The sequence below is a fragment of the Limnohabitans sp. Rim11 genome (genome assembly GCF_001269365.1).
GTDB lineage: Bacteria > Pseudomonadota > Gammaproteobacteria > Burkholderiales > Burkholderiaceae_C > Limnohabitans_A.
In genome coordinates, this window is the sequence record NZ_CXOM01000001.1 from 788,328 (window position 1) to 810,898 (window position 22,571).

Below are 22,571 nucleotides of genomic sequence, written 5' to 3' on the forward strand. Positions count from 1 at the left end.
GATCAGTTCATGAGCGATTGGGGAGATCAGTGGCCTGAGATGCGCCAAGAAGCGCATTTTGGTGATCGCGTGGTGACATGCTTTCAACATAGACCGCTTAGTCTGTATGCACTGCTACACGAGGCATTCAAAAGCAACCCCACCGGCGAGGCTTTGGTGTGTGGCCCAGAGCGCCTTCGCTACGACGAATTGATCAAGCAGTCTTCACAATTGGCAACGGGCTTGGCCCGACGCGGCGTCAAGGCGGGTGATCGGGTGGCCATGTTGCTTGGCAATCGAAATGAATTTGTCGTCACGTTGTTTGCATTGGCTCATTTAGGCGCTATTGCTGTTCCCATCAGCATTCGGGAGCAGGCACCGGGCTTGGCTTATATGTTGTCGCATTGCGCTGCTGTCATGGTGGTGCATGAGGCCGATTTATCGCCTCTGTTGCCTTCAGCAGTCGACGCGCCGGCACTCCACCATCGCGTCGCCATGGCGGCGTGCGAGGGTTCTGAATTGTTTGCCAGTCTGTTAGAAGACGGGGTGGTACCTCCCATTCACGAAGTAGCGGAGGAAGACACAGCAGTCATTTTGTACACCTCGGGCACAACGGGGCGGCCCAAGGGTGCCATGCTGACGCATTTGGGCATTGTGCATTCTTCTTTGCACTACCAAATTGCCATGGACCTCAAGGCTTCAGACGCTTCCATTGCGGCTGTGCCCTTGAGTCATGTGACCGGCTTGATTGCCTTGATTACCACCCTCACTTTGGTGGCTGGCAAGCTGGTCATCATGCCCAGTTTTAAAGCAGCAGACTTCTTGATGTTGGCTGAGCGTGAGGGCATGACCCACACCCTCATGGTGCCTGCCATGTACAACTTGTGTTTGTTGCAAAGTGATTTCGATCAATACAACTTATCGCGCTGGCGCATTGGTGCGTTTGGCGGTGCGCCCATGCCTGTGGCCACCATCGAGCGTTTGGCGCATAGCGTGCCATCGCTCATGCTGATGAATTGCTATGGCTCCACAGAATCTACGTCGCCCTCAACGATCATGCCATCTGGACAAACAGCGGCGCACAACGATTCGGTTGGCTTGCCATTGGTCTATGCCGAAATTCGAATCATGGACGATAACGGCCGTGAGGTGCCACCCAATGTGCTGGGTGAAATTTGGATCAAAGGCCCGCATGTAGTGCCTGGTTATTGGGACAATCTAGAGGCCACTCAGGCCAATTTCACAGGTGGGTTTTGGCGCTCTGGCGACATTGGTTCGATGGACGCACAGGGCTACGTCAAAGTGGTTGATCGCAAAAAAGACATGATCAATCGCGGTGGTTACAAAATTTTTACCATTGAAGTTGAGAACGCGCTCTATGCACATCCGACAGTTCAAGAGTGTGCGGTGGTGTCAAAGCCCTGTCCCGTGTTGGGTGAGCGTGTGCATGCCTTTGTGATGCTCAAGACGGCGGACGCCGTGGAGGACGAACTGCGTGAGTTTTGTCTCACCAGACTGTCAGATTACAAGGTGCCTGAAAGCTTCACTTTTTCAACGACACCGCTGCCTCGAAACGCCAATGGCAAGTTGGTTAAAAAAGAGATGCGTGATCAATTGCTAAAGTCGCTATCGTCAATCAACAAAGCCTTCTAGCAAATCGACTGGATCGCCAAACCGGCTGGCAATTTCAATCACCTCAGGGTCGCGAAGTGCAGACAAGAAGCCTTGATCAATCAGGGTATTGTCGCCAGCTTTCACAGTGGCATCTAGCGTAACCAGGTCCATGTGAATCGGCGGCTCTTCCCAGTCTGGCATGACGCGTCGGATGTAATCGTTGGGCTTGGTGAGGTCTATGCCAAAGTGCAATGCCCCTGGAGAGTTAGACCCAGCTGGGTAGATCGTGTGCCTAGGTGACTTGGGGTTAAAACCACAACCGCCGCCTTCGATCATTCGGCCGCCCACCAACATGTCGCGCAAAATAATTGCCTCTTGAGAGTGCCCAGTGACTTGGCTGACGTACTCGCCTTCAAAGTGAACCCCAATGCGCTCTTCAAAGGGTTTGGGAAAACCGACAGCCCATTGAGGATACAAAACGCCGCTCATTTGCGTTGGAATAGACAGGTTATTTTTGACTGCGTTGTGGTCCCATAAATTAGGGCCATGGGTGGGTAAGTAATGCACATACGAGCCATCCGTTTCGGCGGTCATGAGGCCGCGCCAACGGTTGGTGGAAAGTTGGTTAGCGCGCATCTCTGGCGTAAAGTGAATTTTGAAATCGCTGCCCCGCTCATCAGAAAACTGCAAATCGAATTCACCTTCTTGGGGATATCGTTTGGCAGTGGCTTGAATGATGGCGCCAATGACATCGATGGGAAATCTGGCCTCTGGTGTCTGCAGCAAGTCCAAGTTTCTAAAATAAGTGATCTTGACCCAGCGCTGGCCTTTACGTCGCATGGCAATGAAGAATGGGTCGATGATGGAGCAGAACCACGTGGACACCACAAATTGCGAAGCTTCGACCAAAGCCTTGATGTGTTCTGGCATGGCCGTGACGCGTGAGTTGGGTTCAGTGTAAATGCGAACCGTAGCGCCTCTGGCCTTGGCCAGTCCTATGACTGCGTCAATGACGCGATGATCGAGCAGCGGATCAGACAAAATGAGTACTTGATCGCCGGGTCGAATGGCGAAGACTCTTTGAAAATTTTCTAAAGCCTGAAAAAAGTTTTTAGTTTCAGTAGCTGACGCAGCAGGCGCTATTGGCATGCCTCGGTATATTGTGTGATCCATGCAAAGCCTCAATCAACAGTGGTGCCCGAACGTTTGATGGCTTGTCCCCAGCGCTCAATTTCAACTTGAATGAATGAGCGCAACGCAGCAGGACTGGTGGGCGATGATTCTGAACCGCGGCTATTCAGTTGCTGTTTGAGTGCATCATCCGCCAAGATCTTTTGCATGGCTTGGCCCACTTTTTCAAGAACGGCGGGTGGTGTACCAGCTGGGGCAAACAAGGCGTCCCACGCACTCACGTCAAAGCCTGGTACGCCTGACTCGGCAATGGTGGGGATGTCTGGAAAACTGCTGACTCTTTGCAGTGTGCTCACGGCCAAGCCTTTGAGCCTGCCGTTGCGCACATGAGGTGCCGTATTGGGCATGACGTCAATCATGAAATCGATGCGATCGGCAATGACGTCAGTAATGGCGGCTGCACCGCCGCGATATGGAATGTGAACAACGGCCAAGCCGGCTTGGGCCTTGAGCGTCTCGCCGGCCAAATGTGAGGTGGTTCCGTTGCCTGCAGAAGCAAAAGAATATTTACCAGGATTTTTCTTCAGCTCAACCAGCAATTCTTTCATGGACTTCACTTGCAGGCCAGGCCGAACAACCAATAAAGCAGCAATTCTGGAAAGACGCGTGATGGGTTCAAAATCTTTGATGGGATCGAAGCCCGGGTTCTTGTAAAGCGTTTGATTGATGGCATGCGTGCCATTGGTGCCATACACCAAGGTATAACCATCTGCCGCTGCGCGGCTGCCGTTGCTGACACCCACATTGCCGCCTGCACCGCCAATGTTTTCAAACACAACACTCTGCCCCAACTCTTGCGCAAGCTTAGACAAAGTGAGGCGCGCCAAGATGTCGCCACCGCCACCTGCAGGAAACGGCACAATGATTTTGATGGGTTTGGTGGGGTAGTCTGTGGTGCTGCGTTGGGCATAGGCTTGACTTGCAAAGCCAGCGGCCAAGGCCATGAGTGTTTGACGCCTAGAAAGCATGGGTCTTGTCTCCTGTTGTTGTCGTTTCGATCATACGACAGAGTGCCAAAAAATCACCCCCATGCTAACGCTTAGTTTGCTGATCGCGACCTTGTGATGGCATGCTTTGCAGCCAAATAACCAAAGGTGATGGCAGGGCCAATGGTGATGCCCGGCGCCGGATAAACACCGCCCATGATGGAATGCATATCGTTGCCACATGCATACAAGCCAGATATGACATCTCTTTGTGCGTTTAGTACTTGTGCATTGGCGTTGGTGATCAAGCCGGTTGCTGCACCAATGTCCCCCGGATAAAGTGCAATGGCGTAGAAAGGGCCATTGGTCAATGCGCCCAAGCAGGGGTTAGGGCCTGGCCAGGTAGCGTCGCCATTGGCGCGTTGGTAATCTGTGGTGCCACGTTGAAAATCTAAATCAACGCCTTCCTTGGCCATCTGATTAAAGCGTTCTACCGTGGCTTGCAATTGGTTTGATGGCAGCTTGATTTGCAATGCCAAATCCTTGAGTGATTGACCTTGTTTCAAATAGCCATCTGCTAGGAAAGGTGCTAATCCTTTGCCACCTGGACGAATCATGCCAAGGCCGTAACGTTTCAATGCACCTGCATCGCAAACCAGCCAAGAAGGAATGCAAGGTGTACGGGTGTGATGCACTTGCATGGCAATGCCAAAGAGGTGATACGAAGTCGATTCGTTCACAAAGCGTTGACCTTGGCTGTCAACAGTCAGCATGCCCGGCTTGCCACGGTCCATCACAAAGTGAGGAAAGGATGCGATGGTGCCATCGGCACGTTGACGTATGGAAACCGGCGCCCAAAATGCATGGCTAAAGCCGCCTGTGCCCAAATGACCACCCGCTTTGAATGCCAAGTCTTGTGCGCGGCCCGTATGGCCGGGTCCTGCTGGGCACCAGATTTCTTTGGCGCCAGGTAACAGATCTGCACGCCGCTCAGCATGGCGGTTAAATCCGCCGCTAGCCATCACCACACCACCCTTGCTGTTCACGGTGATACGTTGGCCATTTTGCGCGAGTACGACACCTTGAATGCCCTTGTCGTTTTGAACCAAATCCGTGAGTTCTGTGTTGGTGAGCAGCAAGCCCTTGCGTTCAATGTAGCTGTGCAGCATGCGACCGATCATGGCGTTGCCCATGACCCAGCGGGTACTGCGGGGCTGAACCAGTTTGTCCCAGCAGTGACGCAGCACAATGCGCAGGCTGTAGTTGAATGATTGAAAAGTTTCAGTGAGTCGCAATAGATGAAAAATATCATCGCGATCTACCATCATGCCACCAAGCACCGTGAATTCAGGAATGGGATGCCGCACCAGTCCAATGTTAGGCCCTAACAATTTACCATCGAAGGGTTGGGGTTCAATGGCCCTGCCTCTTAAAACGGAGCCCTCTAGTTCCGACAAGTAATCTGGGTGCAGCATTCGGACTTGGAATTGCAATGCGCTGTTATTTTCTAGATTGGCAATGGCTTTGGGGCCGTTGTCAATGAAAGCTTGACGCATCTCAGGTTCAGACCGATCGCCCACAGCGTTGTTCAAAAATGTAGTCACGCGTTCAGGTGTGTCTTCGGGATTAACTTCTAGGCCTCGTTTTGTACCAGGCACCCATGCTGTGGAAGCTGACAAGGCGGTGGTGCCGCCGACATGCGCCATGCGTTCGACCAATAAAACACGCGCGCCATCGATCGCAGCATTGAGCGCAGCAGAAAAACCTGCGGCGCCAGAACCAATGACGATCAAGTCGACGGTGTCTTGGTCTTTAAATTGAGAAAGATCGGTGCTGATGCGATCTTGAAGCTTTGAGATTTTCATGGCCATCACCTCTAGGGCCCCTTCACTGGTCTAACAAGAACTGAACCATGAGCTCTCGAACTTGAACAAACATGTCTGCACCCGTAGAAGTGTTGCAACCTTTGGCTCGCGCGGCTGCTATCAATGGCGGAATGGCTGGCGCTGTAATCACGCAACCAATGAACATATGGGGCTTGATGGCGTCGATGTCGATGGGTGAAGCGTCGCTCTCCCGCATCCCCATGGGCGTGGCATTGATGGCAATATCACAGCCGCTTGGGTTGGAGGAGCCCGCAGTGACATGGCCCAACTTCAAAGTGTTGAGACGTTGAATGAGCGAATTGCGACGATCGGTATTTTCATCATGAATGGTCAACTCACTGACGCCGGCCAACACCATGGCATGTGCAATGGCAGAGCCAGCGCCACCTGCACCCACTAACAATGCTTTTTTGTTTCGAAGATGAAAGCCTTTTGACTCAATGGCTTTGACATAACCCAGTCCATCGAACATATCGCCATGCCATGAGCCATCTGCATTGCGACGAATGGTGTTGACTGCGCCCAAGAAATCTGCTCGAGGTGAGTGGGTGGCGCAAAGCGCATGGCAATCAAATTTATGGGGGATGGTGACGATGATGCCATCAACATTGCGTGCCAAAGAAACGCCCTCAAACCATTGTGTTAAATCTTGGGTGGGCACTTGGGCGGGAATACAAATGGCGTCTTTGCCATTCAGTTCAAAAGCTTGCGTCATGCCAAAAGGTGATTTCACTTGAGCAATGGGGTCGCCCACAATGATGTGAACTCGGGTGGCGCCGCTTAATTTGTCGAGCATGGTGAATGGATGGAAAGACTTGAAGATGTCGCAGTTTATCCAAAATTGGAACGTTGTTCAACTTTCGAACATAATGTCATTTTCATGATAAAGTTTGAAAAATTTTGTAATCCTTCAACCACTTTTTTAAACACATGAGCGGCGTCCTAGAAAGAACCTTGGGCATTTTGGAGCTCCTGTCAGCGCAAGGGCAGGGCATGGAATTGGTGGCCATTGCCGACCGGCTCAACATGCCCAAAAGTGCTGCACATCGATTGTTGGTTGACCTGATTCGCTTGGGTTATGTCAGGCAAGCGCGCGACTTGGGTGAATATGTGCTCACCACCAAATTGGTATCGATGGGTTTGAGCTACCTTAGTCAAACGGGTGTGATTGATGTGGCACAGCCGTTGTTAGACAGGTTGGCAGAGCAAACGGGCGAGTTGGTTCGCCTGTCTGTGGTGGACGGTGACAGGTTGACCTGGGTGGCTCGTGCACAGGGGGCCAGGCAAGGATTGCGTTATGACCCAGACATGGGCAGTATTGCGCGCCTGAGTTGTTCGTCTTCGGGTTGGGCATGGCTTTCCACGTTAAAAGACGATGCCGCATTGAAATTGGTGTCCCAACAAGGTTTGGGCATGCCACAAGAATTTGGTCCCAATGCGCCAAAAAATTTAAAAGTGCTACTCAAGGTTTTGCAAGACACACGCAAAGCAGGTTTTGCATTGACAGAAGAAACTTACACGGCAGGCTTGAACGCCATTGCGGTACCGGTGGGTCTGGCGGGCCAATTGCCTATGGGAACCATCAGTGTGGCTGGGCCTTCTTCACGCCTAACGCGTGAACGCATGTTGAGCATGGTGCCGCAGCTAATGTCGGCTGCTGCGCAATTGGCCGCTGCCAGCGGTGCATCCCCTATTTTGTCTCGCGGTTCCAGCAAATCTTCTTTGCAGCCGATTTACGCCGCTTAGATCCGCCATTACCAACTGCCATGAACTTGAACGCCGATTCAACCGCATCTCAGTGGGACTGCGATCTATTGGTTGTAGGTTCGGGTGCGGGAGCTTTGTCGACAGCTGTGACTGCGGCGCATTTAGGTCTGAAAGTTTTGGTCGTAGAAAAAGACCCACACTATGGTGGTACCACCGCATGGTCCGGCGGTTGGATGTGGATTCCACGCAATCATTTGGCGCTGAAGGCGGGTATTGCTGAACCCATTGAAAAGCCACTTTCTTATTTGCGACATGAATTGGGTGAACAGTTTGATGAAGTTCGTGTTCGGACGTTTTTAAGGCATGGACCGCAAATGCTTCGCTTCTTTGAAGCGCAAACGGCTTTGCAATTCATCGATGGCAACGGCATTCCAGATTTTCATGGCCGTACCAACGATTCGGTGTTGGGCGGCCGATCAGTCTGTGCGGCGCCCATCGATGGCCGTTTGCTGGGATCCAATGTCAAGCAACTTAAAACGCCTCTTTGGGAAACAACGTTCTTGGGCATGGGCATTGCATCAGGAACAGACATCAAGCATTTTTTCAATGCCATGCGCTCAGGTACTTCCTTTTTGTATGTTGTAAAAAGGGTGTTGCGCCATCTGAGAGATGGCTTAATCCATGGCCGTGGCATGCATCTGGTGAATGGCAATGCTTTGATTGCAGGTTTAGCCAAATCGGCATTTGACAAAGGCATCGAAATTCGTGTCAACACACCCGCAGTTCGGTTGATCACTGAGCAGGGCCGAGTGTGTGGAGCAGTGGTCATGCATGATGGTCACGAACAAACCATTCGAGCCAAGCGCGGTGTGATGTTGGCTACAGGAGGTTTTCCGCACGACCCTTTACGAAAACGTCAACTTCTGCCGCATGACCCGACGGGGCAGCAGCACTTTTCTGCAGCGTCCAAAGGAAATACGGGCGATGGCTTGCGCATGGGTGAATCGGTGGGGGCAGTTGTCGCCACGGATTTGAAACACGCTGCAGCCATGGCGCCTGTGTCGTTGGTCAGTCGCGCCGACGGGCATGTGGCGCACTTTCCTCATTTGTTAGAACGTGCCAAGCCAGGCTTGATCGCCGTCACTCGATTTGGTAAACGATTTACCAATGAAGCCGATTCGTATCACGACTTCATGCAAGGATTGTTGAATGCATTGCCTGTTGGCGAAGACGTACAAGCCTGGTTGGTGGTTGACCACCGGTTCATTCGCCGATGGGGTTTGGGTGCTGTCAAGCCAGCACCTGTCAGCCTAAGCCGCATGGTGGCCAATGGCTATTTAAAAAGAGGTAAGACCCTTGAAGAATTGGCCTTGAAATGTGGCATCGATCCAGTTAATTTTCGACAAACTGTTGCACGCTTTAACACCATGGCTGACGTTGGCTATGACAGCGAATATGGCAAGGGTCAAACACCCTATAACCGAATTCAAGGTGATGCATCACATCCAGGACGCAACCCATGCATGGCGCCATTGGTAGATGGCCCGTTTTATGCGGTTCGAGTGGTCGCTGGAAGTCTGGGCACCTTTGCAGGTTTGCGCTGTAACGAGCATGCCCAAGTCTTGAACGAACAAGGCAAAGCCATTCAAGGACTGTATGCAGGCGGCAATGACTTATCCAGTGTGATGGGGGGCAACTATCCCAGCGGTGGCATCACCTTGGGGCCTGCTATGACCTTCGGGTATTTGGCCGCGCACCATGCCGCACAAGTATCTCCAGAACATTATTTTTACAAAAGGACGACACCCATGTATTACGAACTTGCCACCATGACCTTGCCTTTTGGCACGGCTGCACAGGCCGCCATCAACGTCCAAACCTTTGCCTCGCAAGGTCATGGTGAATTGCTGGGTTGTTGGTTCACCGACATTGGTGTTCTAAACCAAATGATTGTGTTGCGCGGCTTTGATGATCTGGCCAACTTGCAAGCTGAACGCCAACGCACCCAGCAAAATGCAAGTCCTTTTGGCTGCGGCGAAATCTTCCAAAGCTTGGAGCAACACAGCTACCAAGGCTTCCCTTGGATGAAGCCGGTTCGTCCCAGCGCAGAAAGTGGCATCAACGGGCCTGTGTATGAAATTCGAACCTATGGCATCAAGCCTGGTGGCGTACAACCCACCATCGACTTATGGGAGCAGGCTGTACCCGCTCGTGAAAAAATTTCACCTTGTGTTGTAGCCATGATTGCATTGGATGGACCCTTGCGCTTCACCAATATTTGGGCTTACCCGAACATTGAGTCACGCAGCAAAGCTCGCGCGGAAGCAGTGGCACAAGGTGTCTGGCCCCCCAAAGGGGGCCCGGCGCATCTGACAACCAACATGGTCTCCACCATTGCCATGCCGACTGCTGTATCGCCTTTGAAGTAAAGAGATGCTGCGTTCTTATTCTTTGGCGTATCTGACGGTTAACGAGTCTTCTGTGCCGGAGGCCATCAGCATCGCTGCTGAATTAGGCTATTCGTCTGTTGGTTTGAGATTGAAGCCCAATGCGCCTGGCGCACCGTTTCAAAGTTTCATCGATGACGTGCAGATTCAACGCGAAACTTTGGCAAGAATGGCTGATACCGGCGTGACGGTGTTTGACATTGAAATCATTCGAATTGGTGAAGTATTTGACCCAGCACCTTATCGTGCTCTGTTAGAGGCGGGCGCAGCACTGAATGCAAAAGCTGTGCTGGTGGCTGCGGATGACACGCATGAGCCACGTTTGGCGCAGCATTACGCGCAGTTGTGCGAATACATGCAACCCTATGGCTTGACTGCCGATTTGGAGTTCATGCCCTGGACAGGCGTCAAAGATGCGAAGGCTGCCCTGCGGATCATGGCATTGGCGGGACATCCGAAAAATGCAGGCATCTTGGTCGATGCGCTTCACTTTGGCAGGTCCACCAGTACGCTAGAAGATATTGCCGACATCCCTTCTCACTTGTTGCATTACGCACAAATGTGCGATGCAAAAGCAGGGCTTCATTTTTCTACAGAAGAGCTTATTCATACAGCAAGGCAGGAGCGAATGTTGCCAGGAGAAGGTAGTATCGATTTAAAGGGCTTGTTCAACGCCTTACCAAGAGATGTGCCGGTGAGTATTGAAATTCCAGACATGATTCGCGCCAAAGCCATGGGTGACAAGGCGTGGGCTGAAAAGGCTTTGCAGGCAACAAGGTATGTCTTGGGTGACCTTTAAAACGGTCCGTTTGGCCTGTTCATTGAGATAACAAAATGAAAATTGCGGTTGTGGGCGCTGGCGCTATTGGACTAGTTCACATGAAAGTCATTCAAGCGCACTCTGAGTGCGAGTTGAGTGCCGTGGTAGATCCAACGGAAGCGGCTGAAAAATTATCCCAGTCTCTTAACGTTCCCTATTTTCAAAGTTTAGACAATTTACTCAGTCATTCACCTCCGGATGGCATCATTTTGGCAACACCCAATGCCTTGCACGTTTCCCAAGCGCTGCAATGTCTTGATGCAGGCGTGGCGGTTTTGGTGGAGAAACCGATTGCCCATACGGTACTGGATGCTCTTAGATTGGTGAATGCAACGGATTCAACAAAATATCATGTACCCGCAAAAGTTCTCATTGGCCATCATCGTGCACACAGCCCTATCATGGCCAAGGCCAAGAAGGTCATTGCAGAGGGCCGCTTGGGTCGACTGGTCAGTGTCATGGGCAGTGCGCTATTTTGCAAACCAGACGACTACTTTACGGTTGCGCCTTGGCGAACCGTGCATGGCGGTGGTCCCATTCTGATTAACCTCATCCACGAAATTCACAACTTGCGAATGCTCTGCGGCGATATTGTGGAGGTTCAGGCCATGTCATCCAACGCCGTACGCGGTTTTGAAGTAGAAGATACCGCCGCCATTAACTTTCGTTTTGCATCAGGGGTGCTGGGTACTTTCTTGTTGTCAGATACTTCTGCCAGCGCCAGAAGTTGGGAGCAGACTAGCCAAGAAAACAAAGACTATTCCACCTATGATGACGAGGATTGTTATGTCATTGCAGGGACTCTGGGAAGCTTGTCCATTCCCACCATGCGATTGAAAAGCTATACCCGCGTGGAAGATCGGTCTTGGTTCAAACCATTTCATACAGACACGCTGGAATTGCAGCGCGCAGATCCGTTAATGCTTCAGCTTCAGCACTTTTTAGGAGTCATTCAAGGTGAAATAAGTCCGCTAGTGAGTGCTCGCGACGGCTTGCAAAATCTGCAAGTGGTGGAGGCCATAGCAAGCGCCATCAAAACGCAACAAGCGGTGAAGCTTGTTGCTGATTAAAACTCAAGGCGTTGTGGCGCTAGTGTGCGCCCCACCCAAGAACAAACGTTCCATGTTGGGGTCATTCAAAATATCAGAAGCAGGTTTGTGCAAGACTAAACGGCCCGACTCCAATGCAATGGCGTCATCCGAATAAGCCAATGCGCTCTTGACGTTTTGTTCCACCATCAGAATGGTGGTGCCTTGTTCTGCCAACTTGCGCAGCAACTTAAATACATCCAAAACCACCATGGGCGAGAGACCGATGGAGGGCTCGTCAATGAGCAACACCTTGGGTCGTAAGAGCAAAGCGCGGCCAATTTCCAATTGTTTTTGTTCACCACCCGACAATGAAGCAGCACGCGAGTTCAAACGTTCTTTGACGCGCGGGAAAAACTCCAAGACTTCAGGAATTCGCTCGTGCGTGGTTTTCATGCCCAGCGTAATGCCGCCCAATTCAAGGTTTTCATACACCGTCAATTGGCCAAACAAATTACGACCCTGAGGGACAAAGGCAATGCCTTTGGCCAGCAAATCTTTTTGGCTGGCGCCATTGATGTTTTCGCCATTTAAGAGCACTTTGCCTTGTCGTGGCTTGAGCAAACCAAACAAAGTTTTGAGCACGGTCGACTTGCCAGCACCGTTGGGGCCAATCAGCAAAGTGATGGCCCCCCGGCGTGCTTTGAAGGACAGGTTGTTCAGGATCATGAAATCCTTGTAGCCCGATACCACATCGTCAAATTCTATGCAGGCGTCTGCGCTGCTGATATTGTTGGTTGTCATGTTCAGCTTCCCAAGTAGGCGTCAAGCACCTGTTTGTTGGCGCGAATTTCTTCAGGGGTACCTATGGCCAGCACTTTGCCTTCCACCATCACCATGATGCGATGACAGAGGCCCATCACAAAGTCCATGTTGTGCTCAATGACCACAAACGAGCCTTTGCGCGTTTGGTTCAGTTCACGCAGCAGGGTGCTGATGCCGCCCACCAGCGAGGGATTCACACCGGCACAGGGTTCGTCTAGCAAGACCAGGTCGGGCTCGCTCATAAAAGCCATGGCAATGTCGACCAATTTTTGTTGGCCGTAGCTGAGCTCGCCGGCTTTCTTGTGGGCCACATGGCTGATGCGGAACTGTTCGATCAAGGCATCGGCCTTGTCGCCCAGATTGGAATCGGTGGGTGCAAACATGCGGCTGAACATGCTGCCTTGGTGCTCTTGCGCCGCCACAATCAAATTGTCACGAACAGTCATCTTTCCAAACACTTGCAGGGTTTGGAAGGTTCTGCCCACACCGCGGCGGTTGAGTTCCAAGGGACCCAGTTGGGTCACGTCTTCACCTTTGAGTTCAATGCGGCCTTCATCGGGCGTGATTTGCCCCAGCATGCTGTTGAACAAGGTGGTTTTGCCGGAACCGTTGGGGCCAATTACGCCAAAGATTTCGCCAGGGCGAACTTCAAAGGAGACACCACCCACGGCTTGAATGGCGCCGTAGGCCTTTTTCAAGTTGTGAACTTGCAAAACGGGCGCGCTCATACGGCACCTCCTTGTTGAACAGGCTGTGCGGCTTGTGACGTTTGGGCGCTCAGTCGACGTGTTTCAGATTCTTGACGTGATTGGCGGCGTGCGCGAATGCGGTCTGGAATGCTAAGCAAACCATCGGGCAGCCAAATCATCAGCAGAACCACGGCCGATCCAAAGACAAACAAATACCAAGCTTGGGCAAAGCGCAACCATTCAGGCAGCACCACACCCACAGCAGAGCCAAGGATGGGACCCAGGAAATAGCCAGGGCCGCCCACCACCACCATCAGGTACATCATGATGGAAGCACCAACGGTAAACAGCGCAGGGTCGATGAAGCCCACTTGCGATGCGTAGAGCCCGCCTGCAAGACCCGCAAAGGTGGCGCCAATGGCAAAGCTCATCAAGGTGTAGCTGCGTGTGTCAATGCCCAAACTCTCGGCACGAATGGGGTTGTCACGCAGTGCTGTAAAAGCCTTGCCCCAGGGGGAGCGCAACAGGGCCCACAAAATCAATGCCAGTAAAACGGTAAAGACCAAGACCATGCGGTAGTAAGCCAGATTGCCATCAAAACTGATGCCGCCCAAACTGGGTCTTGCAATGTTGTTGATGCCAAAGGTGCCGCCTGTGAGCCACTCTTCGTTGCGCATGACCAACCAAGCTGCGGTGTTAAAGCCCAAGGTGGCAAAGGCGAGGTAAATGGTTTGAACGCGCAGGGCAGGGAAGCCCACAATCAAGCCGGTAAAGAAGCACAACAAACCGCCAGCGGGCAGGGCTAGCCAAAAGCTGATGCCGGCCTTTAAGCAGATGGCCACAGTGTAAGCACCGATGCCAAAGAAGGCTGCATGTCCCAAAGATTTTTGGCCAGCATAACCCACCGTCAAATTCAAACCCATGGTGGCAATGATGAAAACCAGCCAGGTTGTGAAGATGTGAATGCCATAGTTTTTGAAATAGGCCGGCACAATGGCCATGGCAACCAACAACGCCAAGCCTAAAAATAGATTGAGCTTTTTCATACTTTGCGCTCCTCTTTGCGACCCAAGAGACCTTGTGGTTTAAACAAAATAACCACCATGAAAATAATCAAGGCCACAGCATCTTTGTAAGCCGACGAAATGTAAGCGGCTGCCAAGTTTTCGGACACGCCCACAATCAAACCGCCCAGCAAAGCACCGCGCGTGTTGTTGAAGCCACCGATGATGGCGGCAAAGAATGCTTTGGTACCCAAGGATTCACCCATGTCGAACTTGGCCAAATAAATGGGCGTCACCAAGAGTGCCGCAGCAGCAGCCAAGATGGCATTGATGGCGAAGGTGTAAAAAATCATGCGCGGCACATTGATGCCCAGCACAGACGCACTCTCTGTGTTTTGTGCCACCGCTTGCATGGCACGACCCGTGACAGTTTTGGCCAAGAAGGCTTGCGTAATTAACACCAAACCCAGCGCCATGATGAAGGTGCCTACATCGGATGCCGAAATATTGATGCCCGCCAAGTTGTAAACCTTGTCTGGGAAGATCATGGGAAAGGGCTGTGGCTCTGAGCTGTAACCCGCGCGCACGCCATTGCGCATGGCGATGGACAAGCCAATGGTGGCCACCACAATAGGCATCATGCCGTACTTGAACAAAGGATCTACCAAGCCGCGCTTGAACAGCCATCCAAGCACCAAGACCGATACCACCACACTGATGGCAAAACTGGCAGACAGTGCCATGCCGTTGTGCAGCATGATGACCATGATGAAGGCGGGCAGCATGACAAATTCGCCTTGGGCAAAGTTGATGGTGCCTGAGGCTTGCCACAACAAAGTAAAACCTAGCGCTGCCAGCGCATAGATGCTGCCGGTTGCCAGGCCGCTAAAGAAGAGTTGAAAAAAGTCGGTCATTGTTTGTTCACCATCCTAAAATTTTGGCGGGAGTGTCCCACATCATGGCTTGCAGTTGCGCAGGCGTGAACCAACGCTCTGTCAACTTCAAAAGCGTGCCGTAATCAAGGCGATAGGTACCCCTTAAGTGCGGCCAATCTGAAGCCCAAATACAACGCTCAGGGCCAAATGCATTCCATACTTTCATGACATGTGCGTGCGTGTCATCAAAGGGGAAACCTGTTTGAGAAAACTTACCAAAGCCAGAAATCTTAATCACGCCTAAGCCACTGTCGGCCAGTTTCCAGAGAGCTTGCAAACCAGGCGCATTGGGCCCGTCTGCCAAGTGCGGTCTGCCGCAATGGTCAATCAAGGTTTTGACGCCGATGCGTTCAATGCGTGGCCAAAGTGCCTCAAGTTGATTGGCCGATGTCTGAAATTGCGCCCACATGTCTAGATCACGCAGATGCGCAAGCAAAGGGTCGATATCAGCGTAATAGTCCAGGCCATGCAAAGACGTATTGAAAGCGACGCCCACAATGCCTTGCGCTTGAAAATCTTTCAAGGCTTGCTTGCTGATGTTGGCGGGTACAACGGCGATGCCTTTAAAGCGACCTTCACCTTGTGCAATGGCATCGAGCATGCAACGGTTGTCTAGGCCATAGCCTGAATTGGGTCCGACCAATAAAGCATGCTTGGCGCCATACGCGGCCATCACATGTTTGTAATAGTCGGCAGTGCCAATTTCTTGACCTTGCGGGTGGTAGGGCACCTCGGCAGGGTAGGGGAATCTTTGTGGATCAAGGACATGACAATGTCCATCGATCTTAGGTCGATCGAAGATGTTCATCGGTCAACTTTGAATTAGAAGGTCGCTTGGACGGCGGCACGCAACTCTGCCGTCACTTCAGGACGAACACCAAACCAAGCTTCAAATGCGGGTACAGCTTGGTTCAATAACATGCCCAGACCATTGACTGTGACGTGGCCGCGTTTGCGTGCTTGTTCAAGCAGGGGTGTTTCAAGCGGAATATAGATAGCGTCAGAAACCATGGCACTGGCTGGCAATGCATCCAAATGCACATCGAGTGCGGGTTGTCCATGCATCCCTTGTGTGGTGGTGTTGACCAACAATTTGACATCGGCCATGGCTTCGTTGCGCTCTGCCCATGAAACCACTTTTACACGGGGTCCAAATGCGTCTGCCAAAGCTTGTGCACGTTCTGCGGTTCTGTTTGCAATGCGGACTTCTGGTACGCCTTGCTCGAGCAAGCCCACCACAATGGCGCGTGCTGCACCGCCTGCACCTAAGACCAAAGCGGAGCCAGCATCACCGCGCCATGCTGGGTTGGCATCTCGCAGGCTTTGGATATAACCATTGCCATCGTTGTTGGCACCCAGCAAACTGCCATCGGGTCGAACCACGATGGTGTTGATGGCTGCAATGTGACGGGCTGCAGGTGTCAGCTCGTCCATGAATTTCATGGCGTTAACTTTGTGGGGCACCGTGACGTTGCAACCTGCGAAACCCAAGGCTGAAAGACCGCGAATAGCGGCTTCCAACTTTTCGGGTTGAACTGGCAGTTGCACATACGCGCCTTTAAGCTCGTGTTTGGCAATCCAGTGGTTGTGAATGGCGGGAGATCTGGTGTGAGCCACGGGCCAACCCATGACACCCGCTAATACAAATCGCTTGTCGGACATTTCTAGTACCAATACAAAGTTAATGCGGCAAGATTACTTCTTGTTCAAAGGTGGCAGTGTTTCTGCAACCACTGTTTTGCCGTTGCGAATTTCAGTGATGAAGCTTTCGCGGTCAATGTCGCCTTTGTCATCAAAGCAAACATCCATCAAAACACCGGGGTGTTGCTTGGCAGAGAAGCAGCTGTTGCGAATGGCCGCGGCTGCAGCTTTGCGATCTACCTTGCCAGATTTTTCAATGGCGGCTTTCAAAACGTAAACCGCTGTGTAGCCTTTCACGCCGTTGTGATCAGACGCTGTTTTGTATTCGGCTTGGTACTTCTTGCCAAAGGCTTGGAGCTGAGGCGCTTCAACCGTCAAGCCCACGTGTGCCACAGCACCGTTAGCGGCTTCACCAGCCAACTCAACCACCTTGGCGCTGGTCAACACTGTTTCGCCAATGACGGGCTTGTTCCAGCCTTGCTTGCGCAATTCGCGCAACAAGCGTGCGGATTCTTCTTCGTTGGTGTAAGCAAACAAAGCGTCAGCGCCAGATTGCTTGGCTTGAATCACGGCAGCAGAGAAGTCCACTTGACCAGACTCGGTAGAAATTTCTGTCACGATTTGTGTGGGGCCTGTGGCCAACAAACCTTTGATGGTGGCATGACCGCCTTTGCCGAAGTCGTTGTTCACATACAAGACGGCCAACTTTTTAGATTTAGCTTGGATATAACGTGCCAACTTGGGGAAAGAAACGCTTTGGCCGAAAGCCGTGCGGAACACGTAGGGATTGCCTTGCTGGGTAATGGCAGCCGCTTCACCACCTGTGAAGTTAGGAATCTCACCGCGCTTGCTTTCAGTCATGGAAACCATGATGGAGCCAGAGTAAACAGGACCCATGATGGCGAACACGTCGTTGTCGACAGCCTTTTGTGTCAAACCTTTGGCCACGCCGGGATTGGTTTGAGTGTCTTCGGATGTGTAGCTAATTTTGCGACCAGAAATGCCGCCTGCAGCATTGATTTCCTTAATGGCCAACTCAACGCCTTGTTTGAACATCACGCCAGACGTCGTACCAGGGCCAGACATCTCAACGATGTTGGCAATCTTGATATCTTGGGCTTGTGCCACGGCAGCACCTGCGGTGATGACGGTAGCCAATGCAATGCGGGTCATTTTCTGAATAGACATAGTTTCTTTTCCTTGAGTCTGAAATACCAGGCCAACAGATGACCTAGCGCTGAGTGAACACAGGGTTGCGATATGTGTGAAAGCAACTGAAGTGAGCAACCTTGGACTGTACCCATTGCAACTTGAAAATTGCGATTTTTAGTCAGTCAAAAGTGCGATGAACGAACTTATTTGTGCGATGATCGACCTAATTTAGGGTAAATAGGGGGTCTGAATTGAAAATTGGTTTGACCAAAAGCAAAGCAAGCTCATTCGAACCCTTGTTAGCGCGTGATTGGATTGCAGGTTTAGAGCGGGGCTTGGCTGTCATTGAGGCCTTTGACGAAAATCACTCGCGCATGACTGCGCAGCAAGTCGGCGAACGTTGTGGGCTTTCACGCACAGCAGCCAGAAGGTATTTGTTGACTTTGCAACATTTGGGCTATGTGAGCGGAGACACCAAACAGTTTTGGTTAACGCCCCGCATCATGCGTTTAGGACAATCTTATTTGGCATCCGCAAGATTGCCACGCATCGCGCAGCCCGTTTTGCAAAGGGTCTCGGCCAGCTTGCAAGAAGTGGTGTACTTGGCGGTGCTAGATGCAGGGGAGGTTGTGTATGTCTCGCGAAACGGCCCCAACCGCGCCATGAGTTCTGGTTTTGTCTTGGGCGCTCGTGTACCGGGGCACGTGACTTCTGCCGGCATGTTGATGCTGGCCAATTTGCCTGAGCCTCAATTAGAGCAATGGTTTGCTACACACAGGTTGCCGGCGTACACGCCTTACACCATCGCCAACCCAGAAGATTTAAGAACGGAACTCAAGCGCATCCGACGTCAAGGCTGGTCTTTGTCTGAGCAGCAATTTGATTTGGCTTTCAGGGGTATTGCGGTGCCAATCAAAGATTTGCGCGGCGATTTGTGTGGCGCACTCAGTGTGTTGATGCCGATCCAAGGGGAAAGTTCGGAGGCTGTGGTCAAGCGCATCGTCCCGGTCTTGCAAGAGGCTGCGCAATCCTTGCGCAACCTCATTTGAATGCTTATAAATCTTTCAGACCTTGGTGAATTTTTTGAATCATTCGCCAGCTGAAAAACAGAACGATGGGTGTGCTAAATCCAGCCAATATTTCTGGATTCACATTGATGCCGGAAGCCTTCATGGCTTTGCCCAAATAAAGCACCAAGCTCACCACATAGTAGGTAATCGCGGCAATCGACAAACCCTCCACCGTGGTTTGCAGTCTGAGTTGTAAGGCCTGACCGCGTGTGAGTTTTTCTAACAGCTGTTGGTTCTGCGCCTCTGCCGCAATTTCAACCCGGGTACGAAGCAATGCACTGGCTCTGGCCACCCGCTCAGCCAAGGCAGACAAGCGAATAGAGGTGGCATTGACGGTGGCCATGGCAGGGGCCAATCGGCGTTGCATAAATTCGCCCAAAGTCTGAATGCCAGACAAAGGCCTCTCGCGCATCTCAGAAATTCGTTCACGCACAATAGCGTCGTAGGCGCGTGCAGCACTGAACCTGTAGCTGTTTTCTGCGGTGGTACTTTCAACTTGCGCCGCCAAGCTGGCAAGACTGCTAAGCAGTACCTCGTCGCTGTCTGTATTGGCCTCTAGTTTGGCCGTGATGTTGACCAAGGCTTTCTCTGTTTCTGACAGCTTGCCCGACAACTTTTTTGCCACGGGCAAACTCAGCAAAGACATGATGCGATAGGTCTCGAGCTCTAACAAGCGCTGAGCAATACGGCCCGCTCTGTTTTCAGAAGTTTCAGGCGACGCCAAGATCAGCATCCTGATAAAGCCATCGTCGCCAATTCGCAAATTGGTAATCAAGTGAGAATGTGATTGATCTCCGGCGGTGCGGCCCATCTTGGAGCCAATCACGGTGCCTTCTCCCAGCCATTGTTTCGATTTGTAAATGGCATCGGGGTCGTCCATGCCCTCGTTCAGCATGGCCAACTGAATGGCGGTAATGGTTTTGCCTGGAATGGCGCGCAGCCAATCAATGCCGGTGGCCACATGAGCTGCCAGCTCAGGCAGTTTGCTGCCCCACTTGGCGTGTTCGGGCAGTGCTTGAACGATGGTGTAGCGCGTGAACTCGGTGTGTCTTTCCCATATCAGCTTGCAGTTGCTGCACTGAAGTTGCAAGAAGTTGCCCTTCAATTGATCTAACTCTAAATTTTGGTGGCCGGACAACTTCTGCAAATGCGCAAGTTCGTCTGCAAGGCTGACCCCCGAATTGAGTACCGCCACATAAACAATCAAAGCGGGCAGCTTGAAGGTGGCTGAGGGCCGGGTGTGAATTTCGTTGTGCAACACCAAGCGTTGATCGTCGTTGGCTGGCAAATACACAGAATTTGGTTGGTTCATAGGTGTCTCTCAGGCATAGCACTCACTGTATAGGACCCGTTTTAAGTAAAAACAGGTTTAGTGTCAACATGTATTGACAATTATCAATGTATTGATATATTGACATCTTAATCTGTCACTTTTTCTTGACGGATTCCTCCCGGGGGTGTCATGAGTCTATTAACAAGAGCCGAAGAAGCGCTGAAGTCCCATTTTGAGGCTGCGGCTGGCGTGGGCGCACCCCAAAGGTTGCAGGCTGCCATGGCACATGCGATTTTTTCGGGTGGCGCGAGAATTCGCCCTCAGCTGTGCATGGCTGTAGCCACGGCCTGTGGCGACGATGCCCCAGAGCTGACCAACGCGGCTGCAGTGGCCTTGGAATTCATGCACTGCGCCTCCTTGGTGCATGACGACATGCCCACCTTTGACAACGCCGATTTTCGGCGTGGTCAGCCCACAGTTCACAAAGCCTTTTCTGAGCCGCTGGCGCTCTTAACCGGCGATGGCTTGATCGTCATGGCGTATCAAGTTTTGTTACAAGCCGGGCGCCCCTATCCCGAGCGTTTGATCGAATTGATGGACAACCTCTCTAGGGGTGTGGGTCTGCCCAACGGCATTGTGGCGGGACAGGCTTGGGAATGCGAAACCACGGCCGATTTGGGTCAGTATCAGCGTGCCAAAACAGGTGCCTTGTTTGTTTCTGCCACCTGCGCTGGCGCCATTGCCAGTGGACAAGCACATGAGCCTTGGGCGCCCTTAGGTGCTTACCTGGGCGAGGCCTATCAGGTGGCCGATGACATTCGAGATGTGCTGGGTGATGTGGCCAGTTTAGGCAAACCTGCCGGGCAAGATGTCTTGAATGCCAGGCCCAGTTCGGCCCAGGCCTTGGGTCTTGAGGGCGCCATCAAACATTTCGACAGCTTGATTGCCAGGGCAGGGGATTCAATTCCAGACTGCAGCAGCCGCGACATGTTGAGGCAGTTGGTTTTGATGGAGTCAGAGAGACTGGTTCCCAAATCCATGTGCGATGGTTATCGCAAGCGGGCAGGTAAGTTGAAGGTTGAAAAAACCAAGGGAGCCACGCGCGTTTCCGGTGCTCCCAACGTGTCCAACTTGCCCCGCTAACCAGGACCGATGCAATGAATCAAAACCTGGATCTGGCCACACTGCCTACCAGCCTGAAGGCTGGCAATTCTTGGCATGACAGGTTTTCGCAATGGCTTGAACGCCTCTATGCCAGCCCCAAACTTTACAGTTTTTCGCTGACCAATCCCTTCACGCGTTGGGTGACTCGCAGACGCACACAAAAGCTGTTTGACCTGATGGCTGGCTTCGTGCACACCCAAGTCATGCTGGGTTGTATTCGCTTGAATTTGTTCAAGATGTTGCACCAAGCACCAGCAGATTTAAAACAAATTGCACAGCGCGTGAACATGCCCGAGCCTGTTTTGCAGCGCTTGTTGTTGTCTGCCGTTTCCTTGGGTTTGCTGGAGTACCGAAGCCAATCGCGTTTTGGTTTAGGACCCTTGGGCGTGCCTTTGGCAACGCACGATGGCATTGCCGCCATGATTGAGCACAACCACCTGCTGTATGCCGACATGCAAGACCCTTTGGGCTTCTTGAGCAACGCCTGGCAGGGCAGCATGGCGGCTTACTGGCCCTATGCACACGATGCGCAAGCTGCCACCCGTGCTGCGCAAGACAAGTTCAGCCGATATTCCGATTTGATGGCCGCCTCACAAGGTTTTGTGGTGGAAGAAATTCTGTCGACTTATTTCTTTGGTGAGCACCAATGTGTGTTGGACGTGGGGGCAGGCAAGGGCCGGTTTGCTTGTGACATGGCCGCCCATGCGCCGCATTTGCAAGTGAAGTTGTTTGATCTGCCGCCCGTTTTGGAGCTGGCTAAAAACAATGTTCAGCAGCGCGGCATGAGCGATCGGATGAGCTTTTACCCAGGTAGTTTTTTGCATGACGAATTGCCCAAGGGTGCCGATTTGGTGACCCTGGTTCGCGTGGCGCATGACCATCCCGATGACGTTGTCAAACAGCTGCTGCAAAAAATTCATGCAGCCCTGCCTTTGGGCGGTGTGTTGCTGCTGGCAGAGCCCATGGCGCAAACCCTGTCCGAGTCCTATTCAGGCCCTACGCAATCGGACGCGTATTTCCATTTTTATTTGCTGGCCATGGGCGCGGGTCGACTGCGTACACCCGAAGAAATCATGCATTTGATGGCAGAGGCCGGATTTGGCCAGATTGAGCACTTGCCCAACGCCATGCCTATCCATGCCCAGCTGATTGTGGGTAGAAAGTCTAAGTGTTTACCCTAATAAACATCGTAATATGTAAATCTAATTTGACACAAATTG

The 22,571-nt window shown here is 52.1% G+C and carries 20 protein-coding genes; 8 read left to right on the forward strand and 12 right to left on the reverse strand.

Features of this window, described 5'->3' with window-relative positions; all coding sequences use genetic code 11:
* Nucleotides 1-9: 9 nt before the first annotated feature.
* Nucleotides 10-1,632 carry a class I adenylate-forming enzyme family protein gene (locus tag AMM03_RS03865; protein ID WP_090129098.1) on the forward strand — a complete coding sequence of 541 codons (1,623 nt, stop codon included), beginning with the start codon at nt 10-12 and terminating at the stop codon, nt 1,630-1,632.
* On the opposite strand, the gene AMM03_RS03870 is transcribed toward AMM03_RS03865, so the two are convergent.
* From AMM03_RS03870 to AMM03_RS03885, 4 genes are all read right to left on the reverse strand, one after another.
* Entirely contained in the window at nt 1,612-2,766 is a 1,155-nt protein-coding gene (locus AMM03_RS03870) for a hypothetical protein (protein ID WP_090129099.1), read from the reverse strand. The two genes, AMM03_RS03865 and AMM03_RS03870, sit on opposite strands and share 21 nt — an antisense overlap.
* An 8-nt stretch (nt 2,767-2,774) precedes the next feature.
* Entirely contained in the window at nt 2,775-3,752 is a 978-nt protein-coding gene (locus tag AMM03_RS03875; protein WP_090129100.1) for a Bug family tripartite tricarboxylate transporter substrate binding protein, read from the reverse strand.
* Between the two features lie 71 nt (nt 3,753-3,823).
* Complete coding sequence (locus AMM03_RS03880) at nt 3,824-5,575, reverse strand: FAD-dependent oxidoreductase (protein WP_090129339.1); 1,752 nt, start codon at nt 5,573-5,575, stop codon at nt 3,824-3,826.
* A gap of 22 nt (nt 5,576-5,597) precedes the next feature.
* Nucleotides 5,598-6,392: a shikimate dehydrogenase family protein gene (locus AMM03_RS03885; RefSeq protein WP_090129101.1), complete on the reverse strand. Its 795-nt coding sequence runs from the start codon at nt 6,390-6,392 to the stop codon at nt 5,598-5,600.
* 134 nt (nt 6,393-6,526) lie between these two features.
* Between AMM03_RS03885 and AMM03_RS03890 the strand changes: the two genes are divergently transcribed.
* The 4 genes from AMM03_RS03890 to AMM03_RS03905 are packed head-to-tail and all read left to right on the forward strand — an operon-like array spanning nt 6,527 to nt 11,640.
* Complete coding sequence (locus AMM03_RS03890; protein ID WP_090129102.1) at nt 6,527-7,342, forward strand: IclR family transcriptional regulator; 816 nt, start codon at nt 6,527-6,529, stop codon at nt 7,340-7,342.
* 20 nt (nt 7,343-7,362) lie between these two features.
* Nucleotides 7,363-9,732: an FAD-dependent oxidoreductase gene (locus AMM03_RS03895; protein ID WP_090129103.1), complete on the forward strand. Its 2,370-nt coding sequence runs from the start codon at nt 7,363-7,365 to the stop codon at nt 9,730-9,732.
* Between the two features lie 4 nt (nt 9,733-9,736).
* Nucleotides 9,737-10,549, forward strand: a complete 813-nt coding sequence (locus AMM03_RS03900) for a sugar phosphate isomerase/epimerase family protein (protein ID WP_090129104.1) — start codon at nt 9,737-9,739, stop codon at nt 10,547-10,549.
* Between the two features lie 35 nt (nt 10,550-10,584).
* A complete protein-coding gene (locus tag AMM03_RS03905) occupies nt 10,585-11,640 on the forward strand; it encodes a Gfo/Idh/MocA family protein (RefSeq protein ID WP_090129105.1) in 1,056 nt (351 codons plus the stop codon).
* 3 nt (nt 11,641-11,643) lie between these two features.
* Here AMM03_RS03905 and AMM03_RS03910 read toward each other — a convergent pair whose 3' ends face one another.
* The 7 genes from AMM03_RS03910 to AMM03_RS03940 are packed head-to-tail and all read right to left on the reverse strand — an operon-like array spanning nt 11,644 to nt 17,880.
* Nucleotides 11,644-12,402, reverse strand: coding sequence for an ABC transporter ATP-binding protein (locus tag AMM03_RS03910; RefSeq protein ID WP_090129106.1), 759 nt, complete (start codon nt 12,400-12,402; stop codon nt 11,644-11,646).
* A 2-nt stretch (nt 12,403-12,404) separates the two neighbouring features.
* Nucleotides 12,405-13,151: an ABC transporter ATP-binding protein gene (locus AMM03_RS03915; protein WP_090129107.1), complete on the reverse strand. Its 747-nt coding sequence runs from the start codon at nt 13,149-13,151 to the stop codon at nt 12,405-12,407.
* A complete protein-coding gene (locus AMM03_RS03920) occupies nt 13,148-14,158 on the reverse strand; it encodes a branched-chain amino acid ABC transporter permease (protein WP_090129108.1) in 1,011 nt (336 codons plus the stop codon). Before AMM03_RS03920 ends, AMM03_RS03915 begins: the two co-directional genes overlap by 4 nt.
* Nucleotides 14,155-15,030 carry a branched-chain amino acid ABC transporter permease gene (locus tag AMM03_RS03925; RefSeq protein WP_090129109.1) on the reverse strand — a complete coding sequence of 292 codons (876 nt, stop codon included), beginning with the start codon at nt 15,028-15,030 and terminating at the stop codon, nt 14,155-14,157. The genes AMM03_RS03920 and AMM03_RS03925 overlap by 4 nt, the downstream gene beginning before the upstream one ends.
* Before the next feature lie 7 nt (nt 15,031-15,037).
* Complete coding sequence (locus AMM03_RS03930; protein WP_090129110.1) at nt 15,038-15,859, reverse strand: amidohydrolase family protein; 822 nt, start codon at nt 15,857-15,859, stop codon at nt 15,038-15,040.
* 14 nt (nt 15,860-15,873) lie between these two features.
* A complete protein-coding gene (locus AMM03_RS03935; RefSeq protein WP_090129111.1) occupies nt 15,874-16,713 on the reverse strand; it encodes a shikimate dehydrogenase in 840 nt (279 codons plus the stop codon).
* Between the two features lie 33 nt (nt 16,714-16,746).
* Nucleotides 16,747-17,880, reverse strand: a complete 1,134-nt coding sequence (locus tag AMM03_RS03940) for an ABC transporter substrate-binding protein (RefSeq protein ID WP_090129112.1) — start codon at nt 17,878-17,880, stop codon at nt 16,747-16,749.
* 227 nt (nt 17,881-18,107) lie between these two features.
* Here AMM03_RS03940 and AMM03_RS03945 point away from each other — a divergent pair, with 227 nt between their 5' ends.
* Nucleotides 18,108-18,893 (forward strand): IclR family transcriptional regulator domain-containing protein, encoded by a 786-nt coding sequence (locus tag AMM03_RS03945; protein ID WP_369793659.1) that lies wholly within the window; start codon nt 18,108-18,110, stop codon nt 18,891-18,893.
* A gap of 4 nt (nt 18,894-18,897) precedes the next feature.
* On the opposite strand, the gene AMM03_RS03950 is transcribed toward AMM03_RS03945, so the two are convergent.
* Complete coding sequence (locus AMM03_RS03950; RefSeq protein ID WP_090129113.1) at nt 18,898-20,226, reverse strand: DUF3422 family protein; 1,329 nt, start codon at nt 20,224-20,226, stop codon at nt 18,898-18,900.
* 150 nt (nt 20,227-20,376) lie between these two features.
* Here AMM03_RS03950 and AMM03_RS03955 point away from each other — a divergent pair, with 150 nt between their 5' ends.
* Together AMM03_RS03955 and AMM03_RS03960 are read left to right on the forward strand one after the other, a co-directional pair.
* The gene (locus AMM03_RS03955) at nt 20,377-21,330 is read left to right on the forward strand and encodes a polyprenyl synthetase family protein (protein ID WP_090129114.1); all 954 of its coding nucleotides are present in this window, start codon (nt 20,377-20,379) and stop codon (nt 21,328-21,330) included.
* A gap of 14 nt (nt 21,331-21,344) precedes the next feature.
* The gene (locus AMM03_RS03960) at nt 21,345-22,532 is read left to right on the forward strand and encodes a methyltransferase (RefSeq protein ID WP_090129115.1); all 1,188 of its coding nucleotides are present in this window, start codon (nt 21,345-21,347) and stop codon (nt 22,530-22,532) included.
* Nucleotides 22,533-22,571: the final 39 nt, after the last annotated feature.

Coding starts and splice junctions, on each gene's coding strand:
- AMM03_RS03865 (WP_090129098.1), top strand. CDS start 10: ATGAGCGATTGGGGAGATCAGTGGCCTGAGATGCGCCAAGAAGCGCAT.
- AMM03_RS03960 (WP_090129115.1), top strand. CDS start 21,345: ATGAATCAAAACCTGGATCTGGCCACACTGCCTACCAGCCTGAAGGCT.
- AMM03_RS03925 (WP_090129109.1), bottom strand. CDS start 15,030: ATGACCGACTTTTTTCAACTCTTCTTTAGCGGCCTGGCAACCGGCAGC.
- AMM03_RS03885 (WP_090129101.1), bottom strand. CDS start 6,392: ATGCTCGACAAATTAAGCGGCGCCACCCGAGTTCACATCATTGTGGGC.
- AMM03_RS03880 (WP_090129339.1), bottom strand. CDS start 5,575: ATGAAAATCTCAAAGCTTCAAGATCGCATCAGCACCGATCTTTCTCAA.
- AMM03_RS03870 (WP_090129099.1), bottom strand. CDS start 2,766: ATGGATCACACAATATACCGAGGCATGCCAATAGCGCCTGCTGCGTCA.
- AMM03_RS03890 (WP_090129102.1), top strand. CDS start 6,527: ATGAGCGGCGTCCTAGAAAGAACCTTGGGCATTTTGGAGCTCCTGTCA.
- AMM03_RS03950 (WP_090129113.1), bottom strand. CDS start 20,226: ATGAACCAACCAAATTCTGTGTATTTGCCAGCCAACGACGATCAACGC.
- AMM03_RS03900 (WP_090129104.1), top strand. CDS start 9,737: ATGCTGCGTTCTTATTCTTTGGCGTATCTGACGGTTAACGAGTCTTCT.
- AMM03_RS03935 (WP_090129111.1), bottom strand. CDS start 16,713: ATGTCCGACAAGCGATTTGTATTAGCGGGTGTCATGGGTTGGCCCGTG.
- AMM03_RS03895 (WP_090129103.1), top strand. CDS start 7,363: ATGAACTTGAACGCCGATTCAACCGCATCTCAGTGGGACTGCGATCTA.
- AMM03_RS03940 (WP_090129112.1), bottom strand. CDS start 17,880: ATGTCTATTCAGAAAATGACCCGCATTGCATTGGCTACCGTCATCACC.
- AMM03_RS03930 (WP_090129110.1), bottom strand. CDS start 15,859: ATGAACATCTTCGATCGACCTAAGATCGATGGACATTGTCATGTCCTT.
- AMM03_RS03905 (WP_090129105.1), top strand. CDS start 10,585: ATGAAAATTGCGGTTGTGGGCGCTGGCGCTATTGGACTAGTTCACATG.
- AMM03_RS03875 (WP_090129100.1), bottom strand. CDS start 3,752: ATGCTTTCTAGGCGTCAAACACTCATGGCCTTGGCCGCTGGCTTTGCA.
- AMM03_RS03915 (WP_090129107.1), bottom strand. CDS start 13,151: ATGAGCGCGCCCGTTTTGCAAGTTCACAACTTGAAAAAGGCCTACGGC.
- AMM03_RS03910 (WP_090129106.1), bottom strand. CDS start 12,402: ATGACAACCAACAATATCAGCAGCGCAGACGCCTGCATAGAATTTGAC.
- AMM03_RS03920 (WP_090129108.1), bottom strand. CDS start 14,158: ATGAAAAAGCTCAATCTATTTTTAGGCTTGGCGTTGTTGGTTGCCATG.
- AMM03_RS03955 (WP_090129114.1), top strand. CDS start 20,377: ATGAGTCTATTAACAAGAGCCGAAGAAGCGCTGAAGTCCCATTTTGAG.